This window comes from Streptomyces sp. WZ.A104, from assembly GCF_002382885.1.
Taxonomy (GTDB): domain Bacteria; phylum Actinomycetota; class Actinomycetes; order Streptomycetales; family Streptomycetaceae; genus Streptomyces.
In genome coordinates, this window is record NZ_NWVL01000023.1 from 57495 (window position 1) to 74663 (window position 17169).

Genomic DNA, 17169 nt, shown 5'->3' on the forward strand with positions numbered 1-17169 from the left:
CCCAAGGGCTGTCCGGACACGACCTGGCCCGCCCATCCTCCCAGGCGACGACCGGGGGCCGTCCACCGGTTTGCGCCGGTGGACGGCCCGGGTCAGCCGGTGCGGTCGAGGAGATACGGGATCAGCGTGAGCAGGTCTCCGCGCGCCTCCTCGGCGAGCTCCACCCGGTCCAGGCAGTCGTGGGCGGCGGTCAGGTGCTCCTGGGCCTCGGCCGCCGTGGCGCGGCGCCCCCCGGCGGCGTCGATCAGTTCGGCCGCCCGGCGGGCCGCCGGGCCGTCGAGGGGATCGGCGGAGGTGAGGAGGGCCTCCAGGCTCCGGGCCGCCGGGTGGTCGGCCGCGAGGGCCGCCAGAACCGGGTACGTCTTCTTGAGCCGCCGCAGATCGCTGTGCACCGGCTTGCCCGTGACCTGCGGATCACCCCAGATACCGAGCAGGTCGTCCACCGCCTGGAACGCCACCCCCAGATGGCGCCCCGCCCGGTCCAGCGCCTCGGTCGTGCTCGGCGGGGCGCCCGCGAGCACTGCGCCCACGGCGGCCGCGCAGCCGAGGAGGGAACCCGTCTTGTGCGTGGCCATCGCCCGGTACTCCTGTGGCAGGACGGCGTCGGGACCGGTCCACGGCCGGGACTCGAACAACAGGTCCTGCGCCTGACCGTGCACCAGTTCGCCCAGAGTGCCCGCCAGTTGCCGCACCGCCGCCGGACCGCCGGGCCCGGGAGACTCCGCGAGCGTCGAGACGGCCAGCGCGAACAGGGCGTCCCCCGCGAGGACCGCCGGGCCGGTGCCGTACGCCTTCCACAGGGCCGGGCGGCGGCGGCGTGTCTCGTCGCCGTCCATGATGTCGTCGTGGATCAGGGAGAAGGTGTGGATCAGCTCGACGGCGACCGCGCCGGGCACCGCGTCCGCCCCGGAGCCCCCGGCGGCCTCCGCGCCGAGCACCGCGAGGGCCTGGCGCACGCCCTTGCCCTGCGAGCCGGACACCGGGTCACCGCCGACCCCGCTCCAGCCCAGCGAGAAGGCCGCCGTCTCCGCATGCCAGGGATGCAGTCGGCGCACCGACTCCACCAGCGCCGGGCGGACGAGCTCGCGGCACCGGTCCAGTACGCGTGGTGCGCTCGTCCGGCGGGTCGTGGAGGGCGTCATCGTCGGCCGTTCCCCTCGTCCACCAGGGCCGGTTCCACGCCCAGTTCGGCGTACGCCTTCTCGACCATCTCGCGGGCGTTCAGCAGACCGATCCGGTCCAGCCGGACACGCAGCCCGTCCAGCTCGGCCGCCGTGGCCGCGCGGTCCCGGCCGAGCATGGCCCGCGCCTTGACCAGGCCGAGCGATGCCAGTGCCTCGCCGCGGAGCTCGTCCATCGCCCGGAACTCGCCGAGCGCCTGCTCGTAGACCGCGCGGGCCTCCTCGTAACGCCCGGCCCGGAACAGCACGTTGGCCCGCATCTTGTGGTTGTACGCCAGCGCGCTGGAGAGGTTCATCGCGCGGCAGGCGGCTTCGGCCTCGGAGAGCAGATCGAGTGCGCGCCCGGTCGCGCCGTCCCGGAGGGAAACGATGTCAGCGATGCCGCGCAGTGCCCAGGCCCGGCCGCGCCGGTCGTCCGCGTCGCCCGCCAGGGCGGCCGCCTCCTCGAACATCTCCAGCGCGGTGTCCAGGGAGCCGGTGTTGCGGTGGATCTGCGCTATTCCCTCCAGGGCCCACACCGTGTGCCGCGCCTCGCCCCGGGCGCGTGCCTCGGCCAGCAGCTGTTCGTGCAGCGTCGCGACCGTCGCGTAGTCGCCCTGGATACGGCCGGTCTCCGCGAGACCGGCCAGGGAGTAGCCCCGGGCGACCACGTCGCCGCCCCGCTTCCCCAGCTCCGCGGCGAGCCCCAGCAGCCGGAACGCCAGGCGCAGCGCCCCTCGCTGGCGCGCCAGCGTGCCGCCGCTCCACAGCGCCCAGGCCATCGCCCCGGTGTTCCCGGCCGCCCGCGCGGCCCGGTAGCTGGCCTTCCAGGCCCGGTCCGCCTCTGCCACCTGCCCCAGCCTGCGGTGTGCCTCGGCCACGGCGAGACCGGAACGCGCCACTTCCTCCTGCGATCCGGAGAGCTCGGCCTGCTTCAGATGATGTAGGCCCTCGGCCAGTACGTCGGTGAGGGAGGCGTTCACCGACATCTTGGTGAGAGCGCCCTGGTACTCGGGCGCCAGTGCCTTGGTCTGCATGGGTGCCTTCCGCGCGGTGCCGGGCCCGTACCCGGGGCGACTATACGCCCTGCGTATACAGGGAGCGTATAGTCAGCCGGTCGTCCGAGCCCGGAACATGTGGGGGTGGACGCCGCTGAACACCTGCGGCGAACCGTCCTGTCGTGGATCAAGACGGCAGCGGGACGGGGAGGGTTGCTCGCCCGGCCCAGGTCGTTCCGCTTTCGCTCGGCGGTCCCGCGTCAGACGGCTGTCGGCGGCTCGTGCAGGCCGAACGGCGATCCCTGGTCGTCACGGCAGAGCCGGAAGCGTCCGAACCGGGCGGCCGACTCCTCGTCGTCACCCGGGGACGCGTCGTCCACCGTGCCGCCGAGCTCGCGGACCTTCGCCACGGCGGCACCCAGGTCGTCGACCCAGAAGAAGACGTACGGTCCGGCTCCTCGGTCACCGCCGTGCACCCCGCCCGGAGTCCCGGGGGTCGTGATCGCGAAGCCGCCGCCGTCCGAGGGGCCCGGCTCGAAGGTCCAGCCGAACAGTTCGCCGTAGAAGGCGCACGCCCGCTCCGGGTCCTCCACGCCGAGCTCGAAGAAGGAGATCTCACCGGCCATCGCGGGTACCTGCCGTTCGTCCGGGGCCCGTACTCACGCCGCCACTCCACCGTACGTCGGCCGCCGGGCGCCCGCCCCCGGCCGCCCCTCCCCGTCCGCCGCAGCCGATGGTGCACGCCCTGAGCCTCGTGGGGTTGTCCGCCCCGCCCGCGCACCCCGAACGGCCGCCCCCGACCTGCGACGGCGCCACGGACACGCTCGAATGAACGGATGACGGCGCCCCCGGACGACTGCCTCGCCCGCAACGAGTGGATCTGCGGCGCCTATCTCTCCACCCGCCGCGAGATCCTGGTGGACGCGGTGATCCAGCACCTCCAGCTGACGGCCGCCGCGGTGGCCATCGCCCTGGTGCTCGCCGTTCCCCTCGCGCTGGCGGCCCGCCGGTGGCGCTGGGCGGCCGGGCCGGTGCTCGGACTGACGACGATCCTCTACACCATCCCGTCGCTGGCGATGTTCTCGCTGCTCCTGCCGGTGTACGGGCTCTCCGCCGCACTCGTCGTCGCGGGTCTCGTCCTCTACTCCCTGACGCTGCTCGTCCGCAACATCCTGGCCGGACTCCGGGCCGTCCCCGAGGAGACCCGGCAGGCCGCGCGCGGCATGGGCTACGGGCCGCTGCGCCTGCTGCTCGCCGTGGAGCTCCCGCTCGCGCTGCCCGCGGCGGTGGCCGGGCTGCGCATCGCCACCGTCTCCGCGGTCTCCTTGGTCACCGTCGGCGCGATCGTCGGCCACGGCGGACTCGGCAACCTCATCTACTCCGGCATGAACACGTACTTCAAGGCCCAGGTGCTCACCGCGTCCGTACTGTGCGTCATCATCGCCGTCGCCGCCGACCTGCTGCTCCTGGGAGCCGGACGGCTGCTGACGCCCTGGACCCGGAGGCGGGCATGAGGACGCGACCCGCGGCACGGAGGCCGGGATGAACACGCTTGCCGACACCTGGTCCTGGCTCACCACGGCCACCCACTGGTCCGGCCCGGACGGTGTCTGGCACCGGCTCGGCGAACACCTCTTCCTGACCGGCGTCTGCCTGCTCATCAGCTGTCTGATCGCCCTGCCCGTCGCCCTCGTCCTCGGACACCTCGGCAGGGGCGGCGCACTCGCCGTCAACCTCTCCAACATCGGCCGGGCCGTCCCCACCTTCGCCGTACTGGTCCTGCTGCTGCTCACGCCCATCGGCACGTACGGCCAGTGGCCGACGATCATCGCGCTGGTGCTGTTCGCCGTGCCGCCGCTCCTCACCAACGCCTACGTCGGGATGCGCGAGGTCGACCGCGATGTCGTACGGGCGGCCCGGGGAATGGGCATGACCGGCCGCCAGACGCTGCTGGGCGTGGAACTGCCTCTCGCCCTCCCGCTGGTCCTCACCGGCGTACGGATCGCCGCCGTGCAGCTGGTCGCCACCGCCACCCTCGCCGCACTGGCGGGCGGCGGGGGACTGGGCCGGATCATCACCGCGGGCTTCAACCTCGCCTCCACCCCGCAGGTGGTGGCCGGGGCGATCCTGGTGGCCGTCTTCGCCCTCCTCGTCGAGAGCCTCTTCGAGGCCGGGCAGCGCCTCGTGCCGCGGCGCGGACGGGAGGCCGCGTGAGGCCCGCCCGCGCCCGCCGGGCCCTGGCCGCGCTGGCGCTCCTCACCGCGACCGCCTGCACCACGGGCCCCAGCCTGGAGAACCAGGGCGAGGTCGCCGCACCGCCCGGCGACAGCAGGGAACTCACCGTCGGATCGGCCGGATTCACCGAGAGCGACCTGCTCGCCCAGATGTACGCCCTGCTCCTGGAGCACGCCGGATACTCCGCCGACATCATCTCCGTCACCAACCGGGAGATCTACGAACCCGCCCTGGAGAACGGCCAGATCGACGTCGTCGCGGAGTACGCGGCGACCTTCGCCGACTGGTTGAACGCCAAGGCCAACGGCGCCGACGCGACCCCCGTGGGATCGCCCGACCTGGCCGCCACCATGAAGGCGCTGCGCGCCCTCGCCGCCCCGCGCGGGCTGACCGTCCTCGACCCGGGCCTGGCCGTCGACCAGAACGCCTTCGCCGTCACCGCCGCGTACGCGAGGAAGCACGGCCTGAAGACCCTCAGCGACCTGGGCGCCGCGCGGCTGCCCGTGCGGCTGGCGGCGGGCGACGAATGCGTGCAGCGGCCCTACTGCGCCCCCGGGCTGCGCAAGACGTACGGCATCGACATCGTCGCCGTCGATCCGAAGGGCGTCGGCACCACCCAGGCGAAGCAGGCGGTCCAGAACGGTCAGGACCAGATGGTGCTGACCACCACGACCGACGCCACGCTCGACCAGTTCGGCCTGGTCCTGCTGGAGGACGACAAGAACCTCCAGAACGCGGACTACGTGGTGCCCGTCGTCAACCGTGCCCGCGCCGGGAGCACCGGGGTGCGCGATGCCCTCGACCGGCTCAACACCGTACTGACCACCGCCGACCTGGCGTCGCTGAATGAGCAGGTCGACAGCTGGCGCAGGCTGCCCGAGGACGTCGCGCGCACCTACCTGGAGTCGAAGGAACTCCTCCCGAAGGGCTGAGCGGCCCCGGAACTCAGGAAGCGGTCGCGGCGGGAGCCGCCGGAGGCCAGGGCACCTCGGCCAGCAACGGCAGGATCTGCTCCTCCTCGTAGTCGAGGTGGGCGGTCAGCTCCTCGGTCATCCGGGTCAGTTCGGCACGGAAGCGGTCCGGCTCCGCGATGGCGACGTCGGCCAGCAGCGCGGAGAGGGCCGTCTGGACGGACGCGATCCGGCGGTGCTCCTCCCGCAGCCGGTCGAAGACCTCCCGCAGGTGCGGGTGGTACCCCTCCATCGCGGGGAACATATGGCCGTCCTCGGCCGTGTGATGGAAGTCCAGAGCCTGGCAGAACGCCAGGCAGCGCTGCCGGATCTGGAGCCCGAGAGGCGGCGCGGGCGGTTCCCCGGCGTCCCGGTGGGCGGCCCGTGAGGCGAAGTGTGCCTCCGTCTCGGTGTGGACGTGGAGCAGTTGGGCGCGCAGCCAGGTGTGCACCTCCACGAGCTTGTCAGCGAGGGAGGTGACCGCGGGGGCCGTCGCCTCGGGATCGGGGAGTTCCAGGACCACGACCGGCAGCACCCGGTCGGTCGCCTCCTGGTACTCCGCGTACCCGGGCGCTTCGGCCACCACCCGGGCGAACAGCTCGTCGCGCAGGGCCCCTTCGGCGGGCACGGCGACGGTCTCGAACTCCTCTGCGCCCCACTCCACCCGGACGGACGGGCGGGCGAGGAGGTTGCGGTACCAGTCGGGGTGGCGCGGTGCGCCGAGGTTGGAGGCGACGACGAGCAGTCGGCGGCCGTCGCGTACGTATCCGATCGGCGTGGTGTGCGGGGTGCCGGAGCGGGCGCCGGCGGTGGTGAGCAGGAGGAGGTCGGAGCCCTCGAAGGGGCCGCCGACCTTCCCGGCGTTGGCGCGGAACTCGTCGATGACGGACTGCTGGAAGGCAGGGGGCATGGAGGTTCTGGGTCTCCTGGAAGGACGCGGGCGCACGAGGGCCCGGCAGACGGAACGGGGTGCATCACACGGGGGCGCGTCGGCGTGTACGCGCCCGGAGCGAACTGCTCAGGGCAGGTGGCTCAGCGGCAGGGGGCGATGAGTGTGCTCATGGCGGTGTCCCTGGAAGAAGGTGCTGGCTTGACTGCCGGCCGGCCCAGATCTCTTTGGCCGACGTCACGCTGCACGTGTCCCATCACAACCCGGGCCGTGCACGTCTGTCAACGCGATGGCCAAGAAGGGCAACGCGAGGACGGGCGACGCCGGTACGGGCAACGCGGAAATGGCGTTGCCCGTACTGCGGAAGCCTGCGACTCTTCCGACCATGCCTGCCACACCTGTCATGCCTGCTGAACAGGAAACCCTTCAGCCGCTGTCGCCGTCGCCGAGCCCTCGTACGCACCGCGTGGAGGCGCTCTTCTCGCACGGCCGCCTGGTCGCGATCCCGCGCAAGGAGGCCCGGCGGGAGCAGTTGCTCGTGCACCTCGCCGACACGCTGTTCGAGCGGGAGCGCTCGTACACCGAACGCGAGGTGAACGAGGCGCTGCTCACCGTCCACGAGGACTGCTCCGCGCTGCGCCGCTATCTGGTCGTCGCGGGACTGCTGGTCCGCCCCCGGGACGGCAGCAGCTACCGGCGAGGCCGCTGACCGTTCCCCTCCCTGATCCTGAGAAGTCGTCTGCCGGACAAGCGAGCTGGCGCACCACCACCTGGGGGCGCCAGTCCGTCGCCGGCCCGCCCCCTACTTCGATGATGACGGGACAGCCCTTACGCGTCCGCCACCGAGTCGAAGTCCACCTCCTCGCGCCCCACGCCCTGCGCGTCCGCGTCCACCGAGCGGCGCAGCGCTTCGTGCAGCTTGGCCGGGGTGAGCACCCCGAGGAACCGTGCCCCGTCCAGCACCGCCACCCACCCCGCGTCGTGCTGGAGCATCTCGCTGAACGCCTGCTTCAACGGGGCCCCGACCGGCACCCACGCGTCCATCCGGCGGGCCAGGGTGCCCACCGTCGCCCGTTCCCCGGCCGCCCGCAGCACGTCCGTGGCGACCCAGCCGTGCAGCTCGCCCGAGCCGCCGAGGACCACCGCCCACCGGGCCCCCGCCGCGACCAGCCGGGCAGCCGCGTCGCCGGCGGGCTCCTCCAGCCGGGCCACGGGCGGCTCCTCCAGGTCCTCCGGCTCGATCGCGGTGACCGACAGCCGCTTCAGACCCCGGTCGGAGCCGACGAACCGGGCGACGTACGGGGTCGCCGGAGTGCCGAGCACGGCGGCCGGGGTGTCGAACTGCTCGATGCGCCCCTCCCCGTACACCGCGATCCGGTCGCCCATCCGCACCGCTTCCTCGATGTCGTGCGTCACCATGAGCACCGTCTTGCGCACCCGCTGCTGGAGGCTCAGGAACTCGTTCTGCAGCCGCTCCCGCACCACCGGGTCCACCGCTCCGAAGGGTTCGTCCATCAGCAGCACCGGCGGATCGGCGGCGAGCGCCCGTGCCACGCCGACCCGCTGCCGCTGGCCGCCGGAGAGCTGCGCCGGATAGCGCGAGCCGTACGTCGCCGGGTCCAGGCCCACCAGGTCCAGCAGCTCCGCCGCCCGCTCCCGGGCCCGTGCGCGCTTCCAGCCGACCAGTGCCGGGACGGTCGCGGTGTTGTCCAGGACGGTCCGGTGCGGGAAGAGGCCGACTTGCTGGATCACATAGCCGATGCGGCGACGCAGCTTGACCGGATCGGTCCCGGCGATGTCCTCGCCGTCCACCAGGATGCGGCCCGAGGTCGGCTCGATCAGCCGGTTCACCATCATCATCGTGGTGGTCTTGCCGCAGCCGGACGGCCCCACCAGCGTCACCAGCTCACCCTCGGCCACCTCGAAGGACAGCCCGTCGACCGCCGTCGTCCCGTCCGGGTAGACCTTGCCGACCTGCTCGAACCGGATCATGTCTGCACGCTAGGAGCGCCCCGGCCGCCGCGCACACGGGCCGGGACCGTACGGGGCACGGCCGCCTCCGCCGTACGATCCCGCGCCGCCTTCGCCGTACGGTCCAGGCTCCCACTTCCGTACGGGCTTCGGCTCCCACCCACGTACGGCCCCGGCTCCCACCTCCGTACGGGCACGGCCCCTTCGCCGACCGGCCGTGGGCATGTGCTGAACTGGGCGCTTCGCCCGGATCAGCCCGCACCCCGGATTCAGGAGTTCCCCGTGAGCAGTTACCGGCAGCCCGGTGTCGTCCTCACCGACCGGCGTTTCACCGTGCCCCTGGACCACAGCGACCCCGGCGGCGAGCAGATCGAGGTCTACGGCAGGGAGGCGGTGGCGGCCTCCCGGGCCGGTGACGAGCTGCCCTGGCTGGTCTATCTGGAGGGCGGCCCCGGCTTCGGCGCGCGCCGGTTCGTCGGCACGGAGGCCTGGCTCGGCCGCGCCCTGCGCGAGTTCCGGGTCCTCCTCCTCGACCAGCGCGGCACCGGACTGTCCACCCCCGCCAACCGGCAGACCCTGCCGCTGCGCGGCGGCCCGCGCGAACAGGCCGACTACCTCGCCCACTTCCGCTCCGACTCCATCGTCCGCGACTGCGAGCTGATCCGGCCCCGGCTCACCGGCGGAGCCCCCTGGACGGTCCTCGGCCAGTCCTTCGGCGGGTTCTGCGCCGTCCGCTATCTCTCCTCGGCGCCCGAGGGCCTCGCGGCGGTGCTCATCACCGGTGGGCTGCCCTCGCTGGACGCCCACGCGGACGACGTCTACCGGGCCGCGTACCCCCGTATCGAACGCAAGGTCGCCGCCCACTACGCCCGCTACCCGCAGGACGTCGAGCGTGCCCGCGCCATCGCCGCCCACCTGGCCGAGCACCGGCCGGAGAGCGCCGGACACCGGCTGACGCCCGAGGGCTTCCAGTCGCTCGGCATCCTGCTGGGCTCGGGCAGCGGCAGCCACCAGCTCCACTACCTGCTGGAGAACGCCTTCGTCCGCACCCCGCACGGCACGGAACTCTCCGACACCTTCCAGGAGGCCCTGCGCACCGCCACGTCCTTTGCCGGGCACCCCCTGTACGCCCTGCTGCACGAGGCCATCTACGGGCAGGGCGAACGCGCCACGGCCTGGTCCGCCGAACGCGTACGGGGCGAGTTCCCGCAGTTCGACGCGGCGGCCGCGCTGAAGGGCGACGGGCCCCTCCTCCTCACCGGCGAGACCATCCACCCCTGGCACTTCGACGTCGACCCCGCGCTGCGCCCGCTGCGCGAGACCGCCGAACTCCTCGCGCGGCGCACGGACTGGCCCGTCCTCTACGACCCCGAGCGGCTCGCCGCCAACGAGGTCCCCGCCGCGGCGGCCGTCTACCACGACGACATGTACGTCGATACCGCCGACTCGCTGCGCACGGCGGCGGCGATCCGCGGGCTGCGCACCTGGGTCACCAACGAGTACGAGCACGACGGGGTGCGCGCGGGCGGCCCCCGGGTGCTCGACCGGCTGCTCGCGCTGGTGCGGGGTGAGGCCTGACCGCACGGCCGGAGCCGTCCGGGGGCCCGCGCGGCGCTGCCCCCGGATCAGCGCTGGAGGGCCTCCAGGGTGGCGTCCAGGTCGGTGGCCGAGCGCGGGGCCCGGTTGTGCGGCAGCTTCGAGAGGACCGAGGCCATCCCGCAGGTGTTGCTGAGCGCCGAGTAGACGAGGCCCGTGCCGATGCCGGCGGACAGCCAGCGCGCCGCCGGGTAGCGGACGCCCGCCGCGAGACCGGCCACCACCAGTGAGCCCGCGACAAGCCGCACCTGACGCTCCATGGGCCAGGTGGTGCGCGCGCCCTCGGGGCGGTCCAGGCCGCGGCCGTCGCCCTGCCAGGCCGAGGTGCCGCCGGTCAGGGTCGCGGCCTCGATGTCCGCGCCCGCGAGGATCTCGCAGGCCCGCGTGGAGCGGACCCCGGAGGCGCACACCACCAGCAGCGAACCGCGCGCCGAGGCGGACTTGAGGGCGGGCAGCGCGTCGGGAAGCTTGTCGAGCGGGATGTTCAGGGCGCCGGGCACATGTCCCGCCGCGTACTCGCCGGGAGCCCGCACGTCGATGACGGTGAACTCCTCCAAGCGGGCTGCGGCCTGGGCGGGGGAGAGAGATGCGGGGCTGGTCACGAGCGGGATTCCTTTCGTTCACCGGGGCTGCGCGAGAGGGCAGGGACTCTACACGTGAGTCCGGCACCGAGGGGCGGTCCCGCGTTCCGTATCCGGGCCGTGGGATGTGCGCCCCCTGGGCCCTGCCGAGAAGTCCGGCCGGACTTCGGGTGCCGTACTCCGGGCCCCGAGGCCCGTGGGTAGCCTGCCGGTATGACGCAGCATCGACTCGAACCCATGCCCGCCGACTGGCAGCGCGCCCTGGCCGTGGTCGCGCACCCCGACGACCTGGAGTACGGCGCTGCCGCCGCCGTGGCGGAGTGGACCGACGGCGGCCGCGAGGTCGTCTATCTCCTGGCCAGCCGAGGCGAGGCCGGGATCGACACCCTCCCGCCGGAGGAGTGCGCTCCGGTACGGGAGCGGGAGCAGCGGGCCAGTGCCGCCGTCGTCGGCGTACGGACGGTTGAGTTCCTCGACCACCGCGACGGAGTGATCGAGTACGGCATCGGGCTGCGCCGCGACATCGCCGCGGCCGTCCGGCGCCACCGCCCCGAGCTGGTGGTCACCCTCAACCACCGGGACACCTGGGGCGGGGTCGCCTGGAACACCCCGGACCACCGCGCGGTCGGGCGCGCCACGCTGGACGCGGTGGCGGACGCGGGCAACCGCTGGATCTTCCCGGAACTGGCCGAGCAGGGCCTCCAGCCGTGGAACGGGGTGCGCTGGACGGCCGTGGCGGGCAGCGACCGGCCCACCCACGCGGTCGACGCCACGGCGGGCTTCGAACGCTCGGTCCGGTCGCTGCTGGAGCACCGCGCCTACATCGAGGCGCTGACGCAGGAGGACCCGGAGCGGTACTGCCGGTCCTTCCTGGAAGGCATGGTCGGGGGCGCCGCGGAGCGGTTCGACGGCCGGCCGGCGGTCACCTTCGAGGTCTTCGCCCACTGAGCGGGCCAGAAACGCTGTTCCCGGATTGACAAACCAGCTTGCCGATCCTGCAATTGCGATATGAAAGAACACGACCGGGACGATCCGGAACTCGAAGCGGTGCTCTCCGGCGTCGGCCCCAGGCTGCGCCGTCTGCGCAAGGATCGCGGAGTCACCCTCTCCGCGCTCTCGGACGCCACCGGAATCTCCGTCTCCACGCTCTCCCGGCTGGAGTCCGGCGGTCGCCGCCCCAGCCTTGAGCTGATGCTTCCCATCGCCCGCGCCCACGAGGTGCCGCTCGATGACCTGGTGGGCGCTCCCGCGGTCGGCGACCCCCGGGTACGGGCCACGCCGATCGTGCAGCACGGCCGGACGATGGTGCCGCTGACCGCCCGTCCCGGCGGGCTTCAGGCGTACAAGATGATCCAGGAGCCCGGCAGCGGCGAGGCGCCGGAGCAGCGCACGCACGAGGGGTACGAGTGGCTGTTCGTGCTGTCCGGGAAGCTCCGGCTGCTGCTGGCCGAACACGATCTGGTGCTGGAGCCGGGGGAGGCCGCCGAGTTCGACACGCGACTGCCGCACTGGTTCGGACCGGCGGAGGGCAAGCCGGTGGAGTTTCTCAGTCTCTTCGGCCCGCAGGGCGAGCGCATGCACGTGCGGGCGAAGCCGAAGCCGAAGCGGGGCTGAGGAGTCCCGCCGTCGGCGGTGTGAAGGTGTTCCCAGACGGGCAAGCGACCGCTTAGTATGCGCCGGAGCAGTGGTAATGCCGACAGCGGCAGCGGTTCGATGCCGACAGTGTTGTGGAGGCCCCTCATGCAGGCATGGCGAGTACACCGGAACGGTGAGCCGGGCGAGGTGATGCGCCTGGAGGAGACGGACCGGCCCACGCCCGGCGAGGGGCAGGTGCTCGTCGAGGTCCGCGCCGCGAACGTCAACTTCCCCGACGCCCTGCTCTGCCGGGGCCAGTACCAGGTGCGGCCGCCACTGCCGTTCACCCCGGGCGTCGAGGTGTGCGGCACGACCGAGGACGGGCGGCGCGTCCTCGCCACCCCCGCCCTGCCGTACGGCGGCTTCGCCGACCACGTCGTCGCGGACCAGGCGGCCCTGCTGCCCGCCCCCGAGGCCCTGGACGACGCCGAAGCGGCCGCTCTGCACATCGGCTACCAGACCGGCTGGTTCGGACTGCACCGCCGCGCGCACCTCCAGCCCGGCGAGACCCTGCTCGTGCACGCGGCGGCGGGCGGCGTCGGCAGCGCCGCCGTCCAGCTCGGCAAGGCGGCGGGCGCCACCGTCATCGGCGTCGTCGGCGGACCGGAGAAGGCGGCCGTCGCCCGCGAGCTCGGCTGCGACCTGGTCGTCGACCGGCGGAGCGAGGACATCGTCGGCGCGGTGAAGGAAGCCACCGGCGGGCGCGGTGCGGACGTCGTCTACGACCCGGTCGGCGGCGACGCGTACGCCAAGTCCGTCAAGTGCGTCGCCTTCGAGGGCCGCGTCCTGGTCGTCGGGTTCGCCAGCGGCGCGATCCCCGCCCCGGCCCTCAACCACGCCCTGGTGAAGAACTACTCGATCGTCGGGCTGCACTGGGGCCTCTACAACACCAAGGACCCGGCCGCTGTCCGCGCCTGCCATGACGAGCTGACCGAGCTGGCCGCCCAGGGCATCGTCAAACCCCTGATCAGCGAGCGTGTCGCCATGGCCGGGGCCGCCGACGCCGTCCAGCGCGTCGCCGACGGCACCAGCACCGGCCGCATCGTCGTCCTGCCCGGAGGCACCCGATGAGCCCCGCCGCCGACGCCTCCGAGGTCCGCCGCCGCACCCGCGAGCTGCTCGCCGCCCATCCGCCCGCAACGACCGACCGCACCGACTTCCTGAAGGCCCGGTTCGACGCGGGCCTCGCCTGGGTCCACTACCCGGTCGGCCTCGGCGGGCTCGACGCGCCCCGCTCCCTCCAGCAGGTCGTGGACGCCGAACTCGCCGCCGCCGACGCGCCCGACAACGACCCCCGCCGGATCGGCATCGGCCTCGGCATGGCCGCGCCGACCATCCTCGGCTTCGGCACCGACGAGCAGAAGCAGCGCTTCCTGCGCCCCCTGTGGGTGGGGGAGGAGGTCTGGTGCCAGCTCTTCAGCGAGCCCGGCGCCGGGTCCGACCTCGCGGCGCTGGCCACCCGGGCGGTCCGCGACGGCGATGACTGGATCGTCGACGGGCAGAAGGTCTGGACGTCCAGCGCCCACCTCGCCCGCTGGGCCATCCTCATCGCCCGCACCGACCCCGGCCTGCCCAAGCACCGGGGCATCAGCTACTTCCTCTGCGACATGACCGACCCCGGCGTCGAGGTCCGGCCGCTGCGCCAGATCACCGGGGAGGCCGAGTTCAACGAGGTCTTCCTCTCCGGCGTACGCATCCCGGACAGCCACCGGCTCGGACCCGTCGGCGAGGGCTGGAAGGTCGCCCAGACCACCCTGATGAACGAGCGCGTCTCCATCGGCGGCTCCCGCATCCCGCGCGAGGGCGGCATGATCGGCCCGGTCTCCGCGACCTGGCGCGAACGCCCCGACCTGCGCACCCATGACACCCACCAACGCCTGCTCACCCTCTGGGTGGAGGCCGAGGTCGCCCGGCTCACCGGGGAGCGGCTGCGGCAGCAGCTCGTCGCCGGACAGCCCGGACCCGAGGGCTCGGGCATGAAGCTCGCCTTCGCCCGCCTCAACCAGGAGATCAGCGGCCTGGAAGTGGAACTGCTCGGCGACGAGGGCCTGTTGTACGGCGACTGGACCATGCGCCGCCCGGAGCTGGTCGACTTCACCGGACGCGACGCCGGCTACCGCTATCTGCGGTCCAAGGGGAACTCCATCGAGGGCGGCACCAGCGAGGTCCTGCTGAACATCGTCGCCGAGCGCGTCCTCGGCCTGCCCGCCGAACCCCGCAACGACAAGGACGTCGCCTGGAAGGACCTGAGCCGATGACCGCGACCGCCCAGCCGCCCGCCACCCCCGACCTCCTCTACTCCCAGGACGAGGAGGACCTGCGCTCCGCCGTACGCGCCCTCCTCGCCGACCGGGCCGACGCGCCGACGGTGATCGCGGCGACCGAGTCCGACACGCCGTACGACCCGCGGCTCTGGGAGGCACTCGCCTCCGGCATCGGCGCCGCCGGACTCCTCGTGCCGGAGAAGCTCGGCGGCCAGGGAGCATCCCACCGCGAGGCCGCCGTGGTCCTGGAGGAGCTGGGCCGCAGCGTGGCCCCGGCCCCCTATCTGACCAGCTCCGTGGTGGCCACCGAGACGCTGCTCGCACTCGGCGGGGACGACGGACCGGCCGCCGCTCTCGTCGGTGAACTGGCCTCCGGCGCCCGTACGGCGGTGCTCGCCGTGCCCTTGGGGACCGCGCCCGCAGGCTCCCAGAAGGCCACGGCCTCGCTGGACGGCACGGTCCGGGGCGTCGCGGACGCGGCCGTGGCGGACGTCCTGCTGGTGCCGACCGCCGAAGGCCTGTACGCGGTCGAGGCGACGGCCCCCGGGGTGGCGGTCGCCCCCCTCGTACCGCTCGACCTGACCCGCCCGCTCGCCACCCTCACCCTCTCCGGTGCGACAGGGACCCTGCTCGCAGACGCGGACGCGAGCGCCGCCGCCGTACGGCGCGGGCTGCTCGCCGGGGCCGGGCTGCTCGCCTCCGAACAGCTCGGGATCGCCGAGTGGTGCCTGACCGAGACCGTCCGGCACACCCGCGAACGGCACCAGTTCAACCGGCCTGTGGGCTCGTTCCAGTCGCTCAAGCACCGGATGGCCCGGCTCTGGCTGGAGGTCGTCTCGGCCCGTGCCGCCGCCCGCGGCGCCGCCGACGCCCTCGCCACCGGCAGCCCGGACGCCCCGCTCGCCGTCGCCGTGGCCCAGGCGTACTGCTCCGGCGTCGCGGTCCACGCCGCCGAGGAGTGCGTACAGCTGCACGGCGGGATCGGGATGACGTGGGAGCACCCGGCGCACCTGTACCTCAAGCGCGCCAAGGCGGACTCCATCGCCTACGGCACGGCGGGCAGCCACCGTGCGGCCGTCGCGGAGCTGGCGGAACTCCCGGCTCCGTAGCCCTCACGGCTGCCGCGCGCATCCGGACCACCGGCCCCGGTACCCCCGTCCCACCTGCTGAGGCGGGGTGTACCGGGGTCTTTTACGTGCTGTTTAATTGCGTACTGTTCGCAACAACAGTCGATCTTGAACAGGGATGTGCAGAGTATGACGGCCCGATCGATACGGGGGGCGGTCGCCGCCACGCTGGTGACCGCACTGTCCTTGACCGCGGCGGCCTGCTCCAACCCGGACAGCTCCACGGGCGGCTCCGCGACCGGCTCCACCTCGGCCGTCGTCGGCATCGCCTACGAGCCCGAGAGCCTGAGCCCGCTGCTCGGCTACGGCAAGGACGGCAACTCCAAGATCTTCGACGGGCTGCTCGCCCTGGACGCGGACATGCAGCTCCGCCCGGCTCTGGCCGCCGCGCTTCCCGAGGTCAGCGCCGACGGACTCACGTACACGTACAAGCTGCGCAAGGGCGTGAAGTTCAGCGACGGCGAGGCGTTCAGCGCCGAGGACGTCGTCTTCACCTACCGCACCATCCTCGACGAGAAGACCAACAACGCCTCCCGCGCCGAGCTGGACGCCGTCAAGGACGTCACGGCCAAGGGCGAGGACACCGTCGTCTTCACTCTCAAGTACCCCTACGCGCCCTTCGCCCAGCGCACCGTCCTGGCCATCGCCCCCAAGCACATCGCGGGCAAGCAGGACGTCAACACCGGGGCCTTCACCACCCGGCCCATCGGCACCGGACCCTACGTCCTCACCAAGTGGTCCAAGGGCGAGAAGCTCAGCTTCACCGCCAACCCCCACTACTGGGACGGCGAGCCCGAGGTGAAGAAGTTCACCATGGCGATCATCAAGGACGACGACGTGCGCGCCACCCGGCTGCGCTCCGGCGACCTCGACGGCGCGATCCTGCCGCCCAACCTCGCCAAGGGCTTCGCCGACGACAAGGCCAAGAAGACCTACGCCGCGACCACCTACGACTACCGCACGGTGACGCTCCCCACGCACAACAAGGTCGCGGGCGACACCGCCGTACGCCGCGCCCTCGACGTCGCCGTCGACCGCGAGACCATGGTCAAGGCCATCCTCAACGGCGACGGCAGGCCCGCCTACGGGCCCGTCCCCACCGACAGCGAGTGGTTCACCAAGGGCACCGAACGCCCCCACGACCTCGCCGCCGCGAAGAAGATCCTGGACGAGGCGGGATGGAAGCCCGGCAAGGACGGCATCCGCGTCAAGGACGGCGTGCGCGCCGCGTTCCCGCTCTGGTACCTCAGCGGTGACAAGCTCCGCCAGGAGCACGCCCTCGCCTACGCCTCCGACGCCAAGAAGGCGGGTATCGACATCCGCACCGAGGCCGGGACCTGGGAGGTCATCGAGCCCCGGATGAAGCACGACGCCGTTCTCGCGGGCGGCGGATCGCCCGCCGACCCCGACTTCGACCAGTACACCCTGCTGAAGTCCTCCCTCGCGGGCGACGGCTTCAACAACATGGCCTGGTACGACAACAAGGCCGTCGACGCCGCCATCGAGGCGGGCCGCAGGAGCGGCGAGCCGGCCGAGCGGAAGAAGGCGTACGACACCGTCCAGCGCGAGCTGGTGAAGAACCCGGGCTACACCTTCCTCACCCACATCGACCACCTCTACGTCGTCGACGACCGCTTCGGCGCGCTCACCACCCAGGTCGAGCCGCACGACCACGGGCTGGCCTCCGGCCCCTGGTGGAACGTCGAGAAGTGGAAGACCGAGAGCGCCGGAGGCACGGACAAGTGAGCCGCCGCCTCCCCTGG

17 protein-coding genes are annotated in these 17169 nt (G+C 72.9%); 11 read left to right on the forward strand and 6 right to left on the reverse strand.

All coding sequences use genetic code 11. The annotated features are described in order from the left end of the window. Window positions 1–92: 92 nt before the first annotated feature. From CIB93_RS14920 to CIB93_RS14930, 3 genes are all read right to left on the reverse strand, one after another. The gene (locus CIB93_RS14920; RefSeq protein ID WP_096627298.1) at window positions 93–1142 is read right to left on the reverse strand and encodes a polyprenyl synthetase family protein; all 1050 of its coding nucleotides are present in this window, start codon (window positions 1140–1142) and stop codon (window positions 93–95) included. After that, window positions 1139–2197, reverse strand: a complete 1059-nt coding sequence (locus tag CIB93_RS14925) for a tetratricopeptide repeat protein (RefSeq protein ID WP_096627299.1) — start codon at window positions 2195–2197, stop codon at window positions 1139–1141. Before CIB93_RS14925 ends, CIB93_RS14920 begins: the two co-directional genes overlap by 4 nt. A gap of 221 nt (window positions 2198–2418) precedes the next feature. Beyond that, entirely contained in the window at window positions 2419–2784 is a 366-nt protein-coding gene (locus CIB93_RS14930) for a VOC family protein (protein ID WP_096627300.1), read from the reverse strand. Between the two features lie 210 nt (window positions 2785–2994). Between CIB93_RS14930 and CIB93_RS14935 the strand changes: the two genes are divergently transcribed. The 3 genes from CIB93_RS14935 to CIB93_RS14945 are packed head-to-tail and all read left to right on the forward strand — an operon-like array spanning window position 2995 to window position 5325. After that, window positions 2995–3672, forward strand: a complete 678-nt coding sequence (locus tag CIB93_RS14935) for an ABC transporter permease (RefSeq protein WP_096627301.1) — start codon at window positions 2995–2997, stop codon at window positions 3670–3672. Window positions 3673–3700: 28 nt separating this feature from the next. Beyond that, window positions 3701–4372 carry an ABC transporter permease gene (locus CIB93_RS14940; protein ID WP_096627302.1) on the forward strand — a complete coding sequence of 224 codons (672 nt, stop codon included), beginning with the start codon at window positions 3701–3703 and terminating at the stop codon, window positions 4370–4372. Beyond that, entirely contained in the window at window positions 4369–5325 is a 957-nt protein-coding gene (locus CIB93_RS14945; RefSeq protein WP_096627303.1) for an ABC transporter substrate-binding protein, read from the forward strand. Before CIB93_RS14940 ends, CIB93_RS14945 begins: the two co-directional genes overlap by 4 nt. Before the next feature lie 13 nt (window positions 5326–5338). On the opposite strand, the gene CIB93_RS14950 is transcribed toward CIB93_RS14945, so the two are convergent. Beyond that, window positions 5339–6253 (reverse strand): nitroreductase/quinone reductase family protein, encoded by a 915-nt coding sequence (locus CIB93_RS14950; RefSeq protein WP_096627304.1) that lies wholly within the window; start codon window positions 6251–6253, stop codon window positions 5339–5341. A gap of 382 nt (window positions 6254–6635) precedes the next feature. Here CIB93_RS14950 and CIB93_RS14955 point away from each other — a divergent pair, with 382 nt between their 5' ends. Beyond that, a complete protein-coding gene (locus CIB93_RS14955) occupies window positions 6636–6941 on the forward strand; it encodes a DUF2087 domain-containing protein (RefSeq protein WP_179500118.1) in 306 nt (101 codons plus the stop codon). A gap of 119 nt (window positions 6942–7060) precedes the next feature. On the opposite strand, the gene CIB93_RS14960 is transcribed toward CIB93_RS14955, so the two are convergent. After that, window positions 7061–8224 carry an ABC transporter ATP-binding protein gene (locus tag CIB93_RS14960; RefSeq protein WP_096627305.1) on the reverse strand — a complete coding sequence of 388 codons (1164 nt, stop codon included), beginning with the start codon at window positions 8222–8224 and terminating at the stop codon, window positions 7061–7063. 261 nt (window positions 8225–8485) lie between these two features. Between CIB93_RS14960 and CIB93_RS14965 the strand changes: the two genes are divergently transcribed. Further along, window positions 8486–9781: an alpha/beta fold hydrolase gene (locus CIB93_RS14965; RefSeq protein ID WP_096627306.1), complete on the forward strand. Its 1296-nt coding sequence runs from the start codon at window positions 8486–8488 to the stop codon at window positions 9779–9781. Window positions 9782–9828: 47 nt separating this feature from the next. On the opposite strand, the gene CIB93_RS14970 is transcribed toward CIB93_RS14965, so the two are convergent. Next, complete coding sequence (locus tag CIB93_RS14970) at window positions 9829–10401, reverse strand: rhodanese-like domain-containing protein (RefSeq protein ID WP_096627307.1); 573 nt, start codon at window positions 10399–10401, stop codon at window positions 9829–9831. Between the two features lie 192 nt (window positions 10402–10593). Between CIB93_RS14970 and CIB93_RS14975 the strand changes: the two genes are divergently transcribed. The 6 genes from CIB93_RS14975 (at window position 10594) to CIB93_RS15000 (ending at window position 17152) form a co-directional block, all read left to right on the forward strand. Then, entirely contained in the window at window positions 10594–11328 is a 735-nt protein-coding gene (locus tag CIB93_RS14975; protein WP_096627308.1) for a PIG-L deacetylase family protein, read from the forward strand. Window positions 11329–11388: 60 nt separating this feature from the next. After that, window positions 11389–11994 (forward strand): helix-turn-helix domain-containing protein, encoded by a 606-nt coding sequence (locus CIB93_RS14980; RefSeq protein WP_096627309.1) that lies wholly within the window; start codon window positions 11389–11391, stop codon window positions 11992–11994. A gap of 126 nt (window positions 11995–12120) precedes the next feature. Continuing rightward, the gene (locus CIB93_RS14985) at window positions 12121–13086 is read left to right on the forward strand and encodes an NADPH:quinone oxidoreductase family protein (RefSeq protein WP_096627310.1); all 966 of its coding nucleotides are present in this window, start codon (window positions 12121–12123) and stop codon (window positions 13084–13086) included. Then, on the forward strand, window positions 13083–14273 hold the full coding sequence (locus tag CIB93_RS14990; RefSeq protein WP_096627311.1) for an acyl-CoA dehydrogenase family protein: 1191 nt from the start codon (window positions 13083–13085) through the stop codon (window positions 14271–14273). The genes CIB93_RS14985 and CIB93_RS14990 overlap by 4 nt, the downstream gene beginning before the upstream one ends. Next, the gene (locus tag CIB93_RS14995; protein ID WP_096627312.1) at window positions 14270–15388 is read left to right on the forward strand and encodes an acyl-CoA dehydrogenase family protein; all 1119 of its coding nucleotides are present in this window, start codon (window positions 14270–14272) and stop codon (window positions 15386–15388) included. The genes CIB93_RS14990 and CIB93_RS14995 overlap by 4 nt, the downstream gene beginning before the upstream one ends. 147 nt (window positions 15389–15535) lie before the next feature. Further along, entirely contained in the window at window positions 15536–17152 is a 1617-nt protein-coding gene (locus CIB93_RS15000) for an ABC transporter substrate-binding protein (RefSeq protein ID WP_096627313.1), read from the forward strand. Window positions 17153–17169: the final 17 nt, after the last annotated feature.

Coding starts and splice junctions, on each gene's coding strand:
- CIB93_RS14980 (WP_096627309.1), top strand. CDS start 11,389: ATGAAAGAACACGACCGGGACGATCCGGAACTCGAAGCGGTGCTCTCC.
- CIB93_RS14960 (WP_096627305.1), bottom strand. CDS start 8,224: ATGATCCGGTTCGAGCAGGTCGGCAAGGTCTACCCGGACGGGACGACG.
- CIB93_RS14930 (WP_096627300.1), bottom strand. CDS start 2,784: ATGGCCGGTGAGATCTCCTTCTTCGAGCTCGGCGTGGAGGACCCGGAG.
- CIB93_RS14985 (WP_096627310.1), top strand. CDS start 12,121: ATGCAGGCATGGCGAGTACACCGGAACGGTGAGCCGGGCGAGGTGATG.
- CIB93_RS14955 (WP_179500118.1), top strand. CDS start 6,636: ATGCCTGCTGAACAGGAAACCCTTCAGCCGCTGTCGCCGTCGCCGAGC.
- CIB93_RS14950 (WP_096627304.1), bottom strand. CDS start 6,253: ATGCCCCCTGCCTTCCAGCAGTCCGTCATCGACGAGTTCCGCGCCAAC.
- CIB93_RS14940 (WP_096627302.1), top strand. CDS start 3,701: ATGAACACGCTTGCCGACACCTGGTCCTGGCTCACCACGGCCACCCAC.
- CIB93_RS14990 (WP_096627311.1), top strand. CDS start 13,083: ATGAGCCCCGCCGCCGACGCCTCCGAGGTCCGCCGCCGCACCCGCGAG.
- CIB93_RS14995 (WP_096627312.1), top strand. CDS start 14,270: ATGACCGCGACCGCCCAGCCGCCCGCCACCCCCGACCTCCTCTACTCC.
- CIB93_RS14935 (WP_096627301.1), top strand. CDS start 2,995: ATGACGGCGCCCCCGGACGACTGCCTCGCCCGCAACGAGTGGATCTGC.
- CIB93_RS15000 (WP_096627313.1), top strand. CDS start 15,536: ATGACGGCCCGATCGATACGGGGGGCGGTCGCCGCCACGCTGGTGACC.
- CIB93_RS14925 (WP_096627299.1), bottom strand. CDS start 2,197: ATGCAGACCAAGGCACTGGCGCCCGAGTACCAGGGCGCTCTCACCAAG.
- CIB93_RS14975 (WP_096627308.1), top strand. CDS start 10,594: ATGACGCAGCATCGACTCGAACCCATGCCCGCCGACTGGCAGCGCGCC.
- CIB93_RS14920 (WP_096627298.1), bottom strand. CDS start 1,142: ATGACGCCCTCCACGACCCGCCGGACGAGCGCACCACGCGTACTGGAC.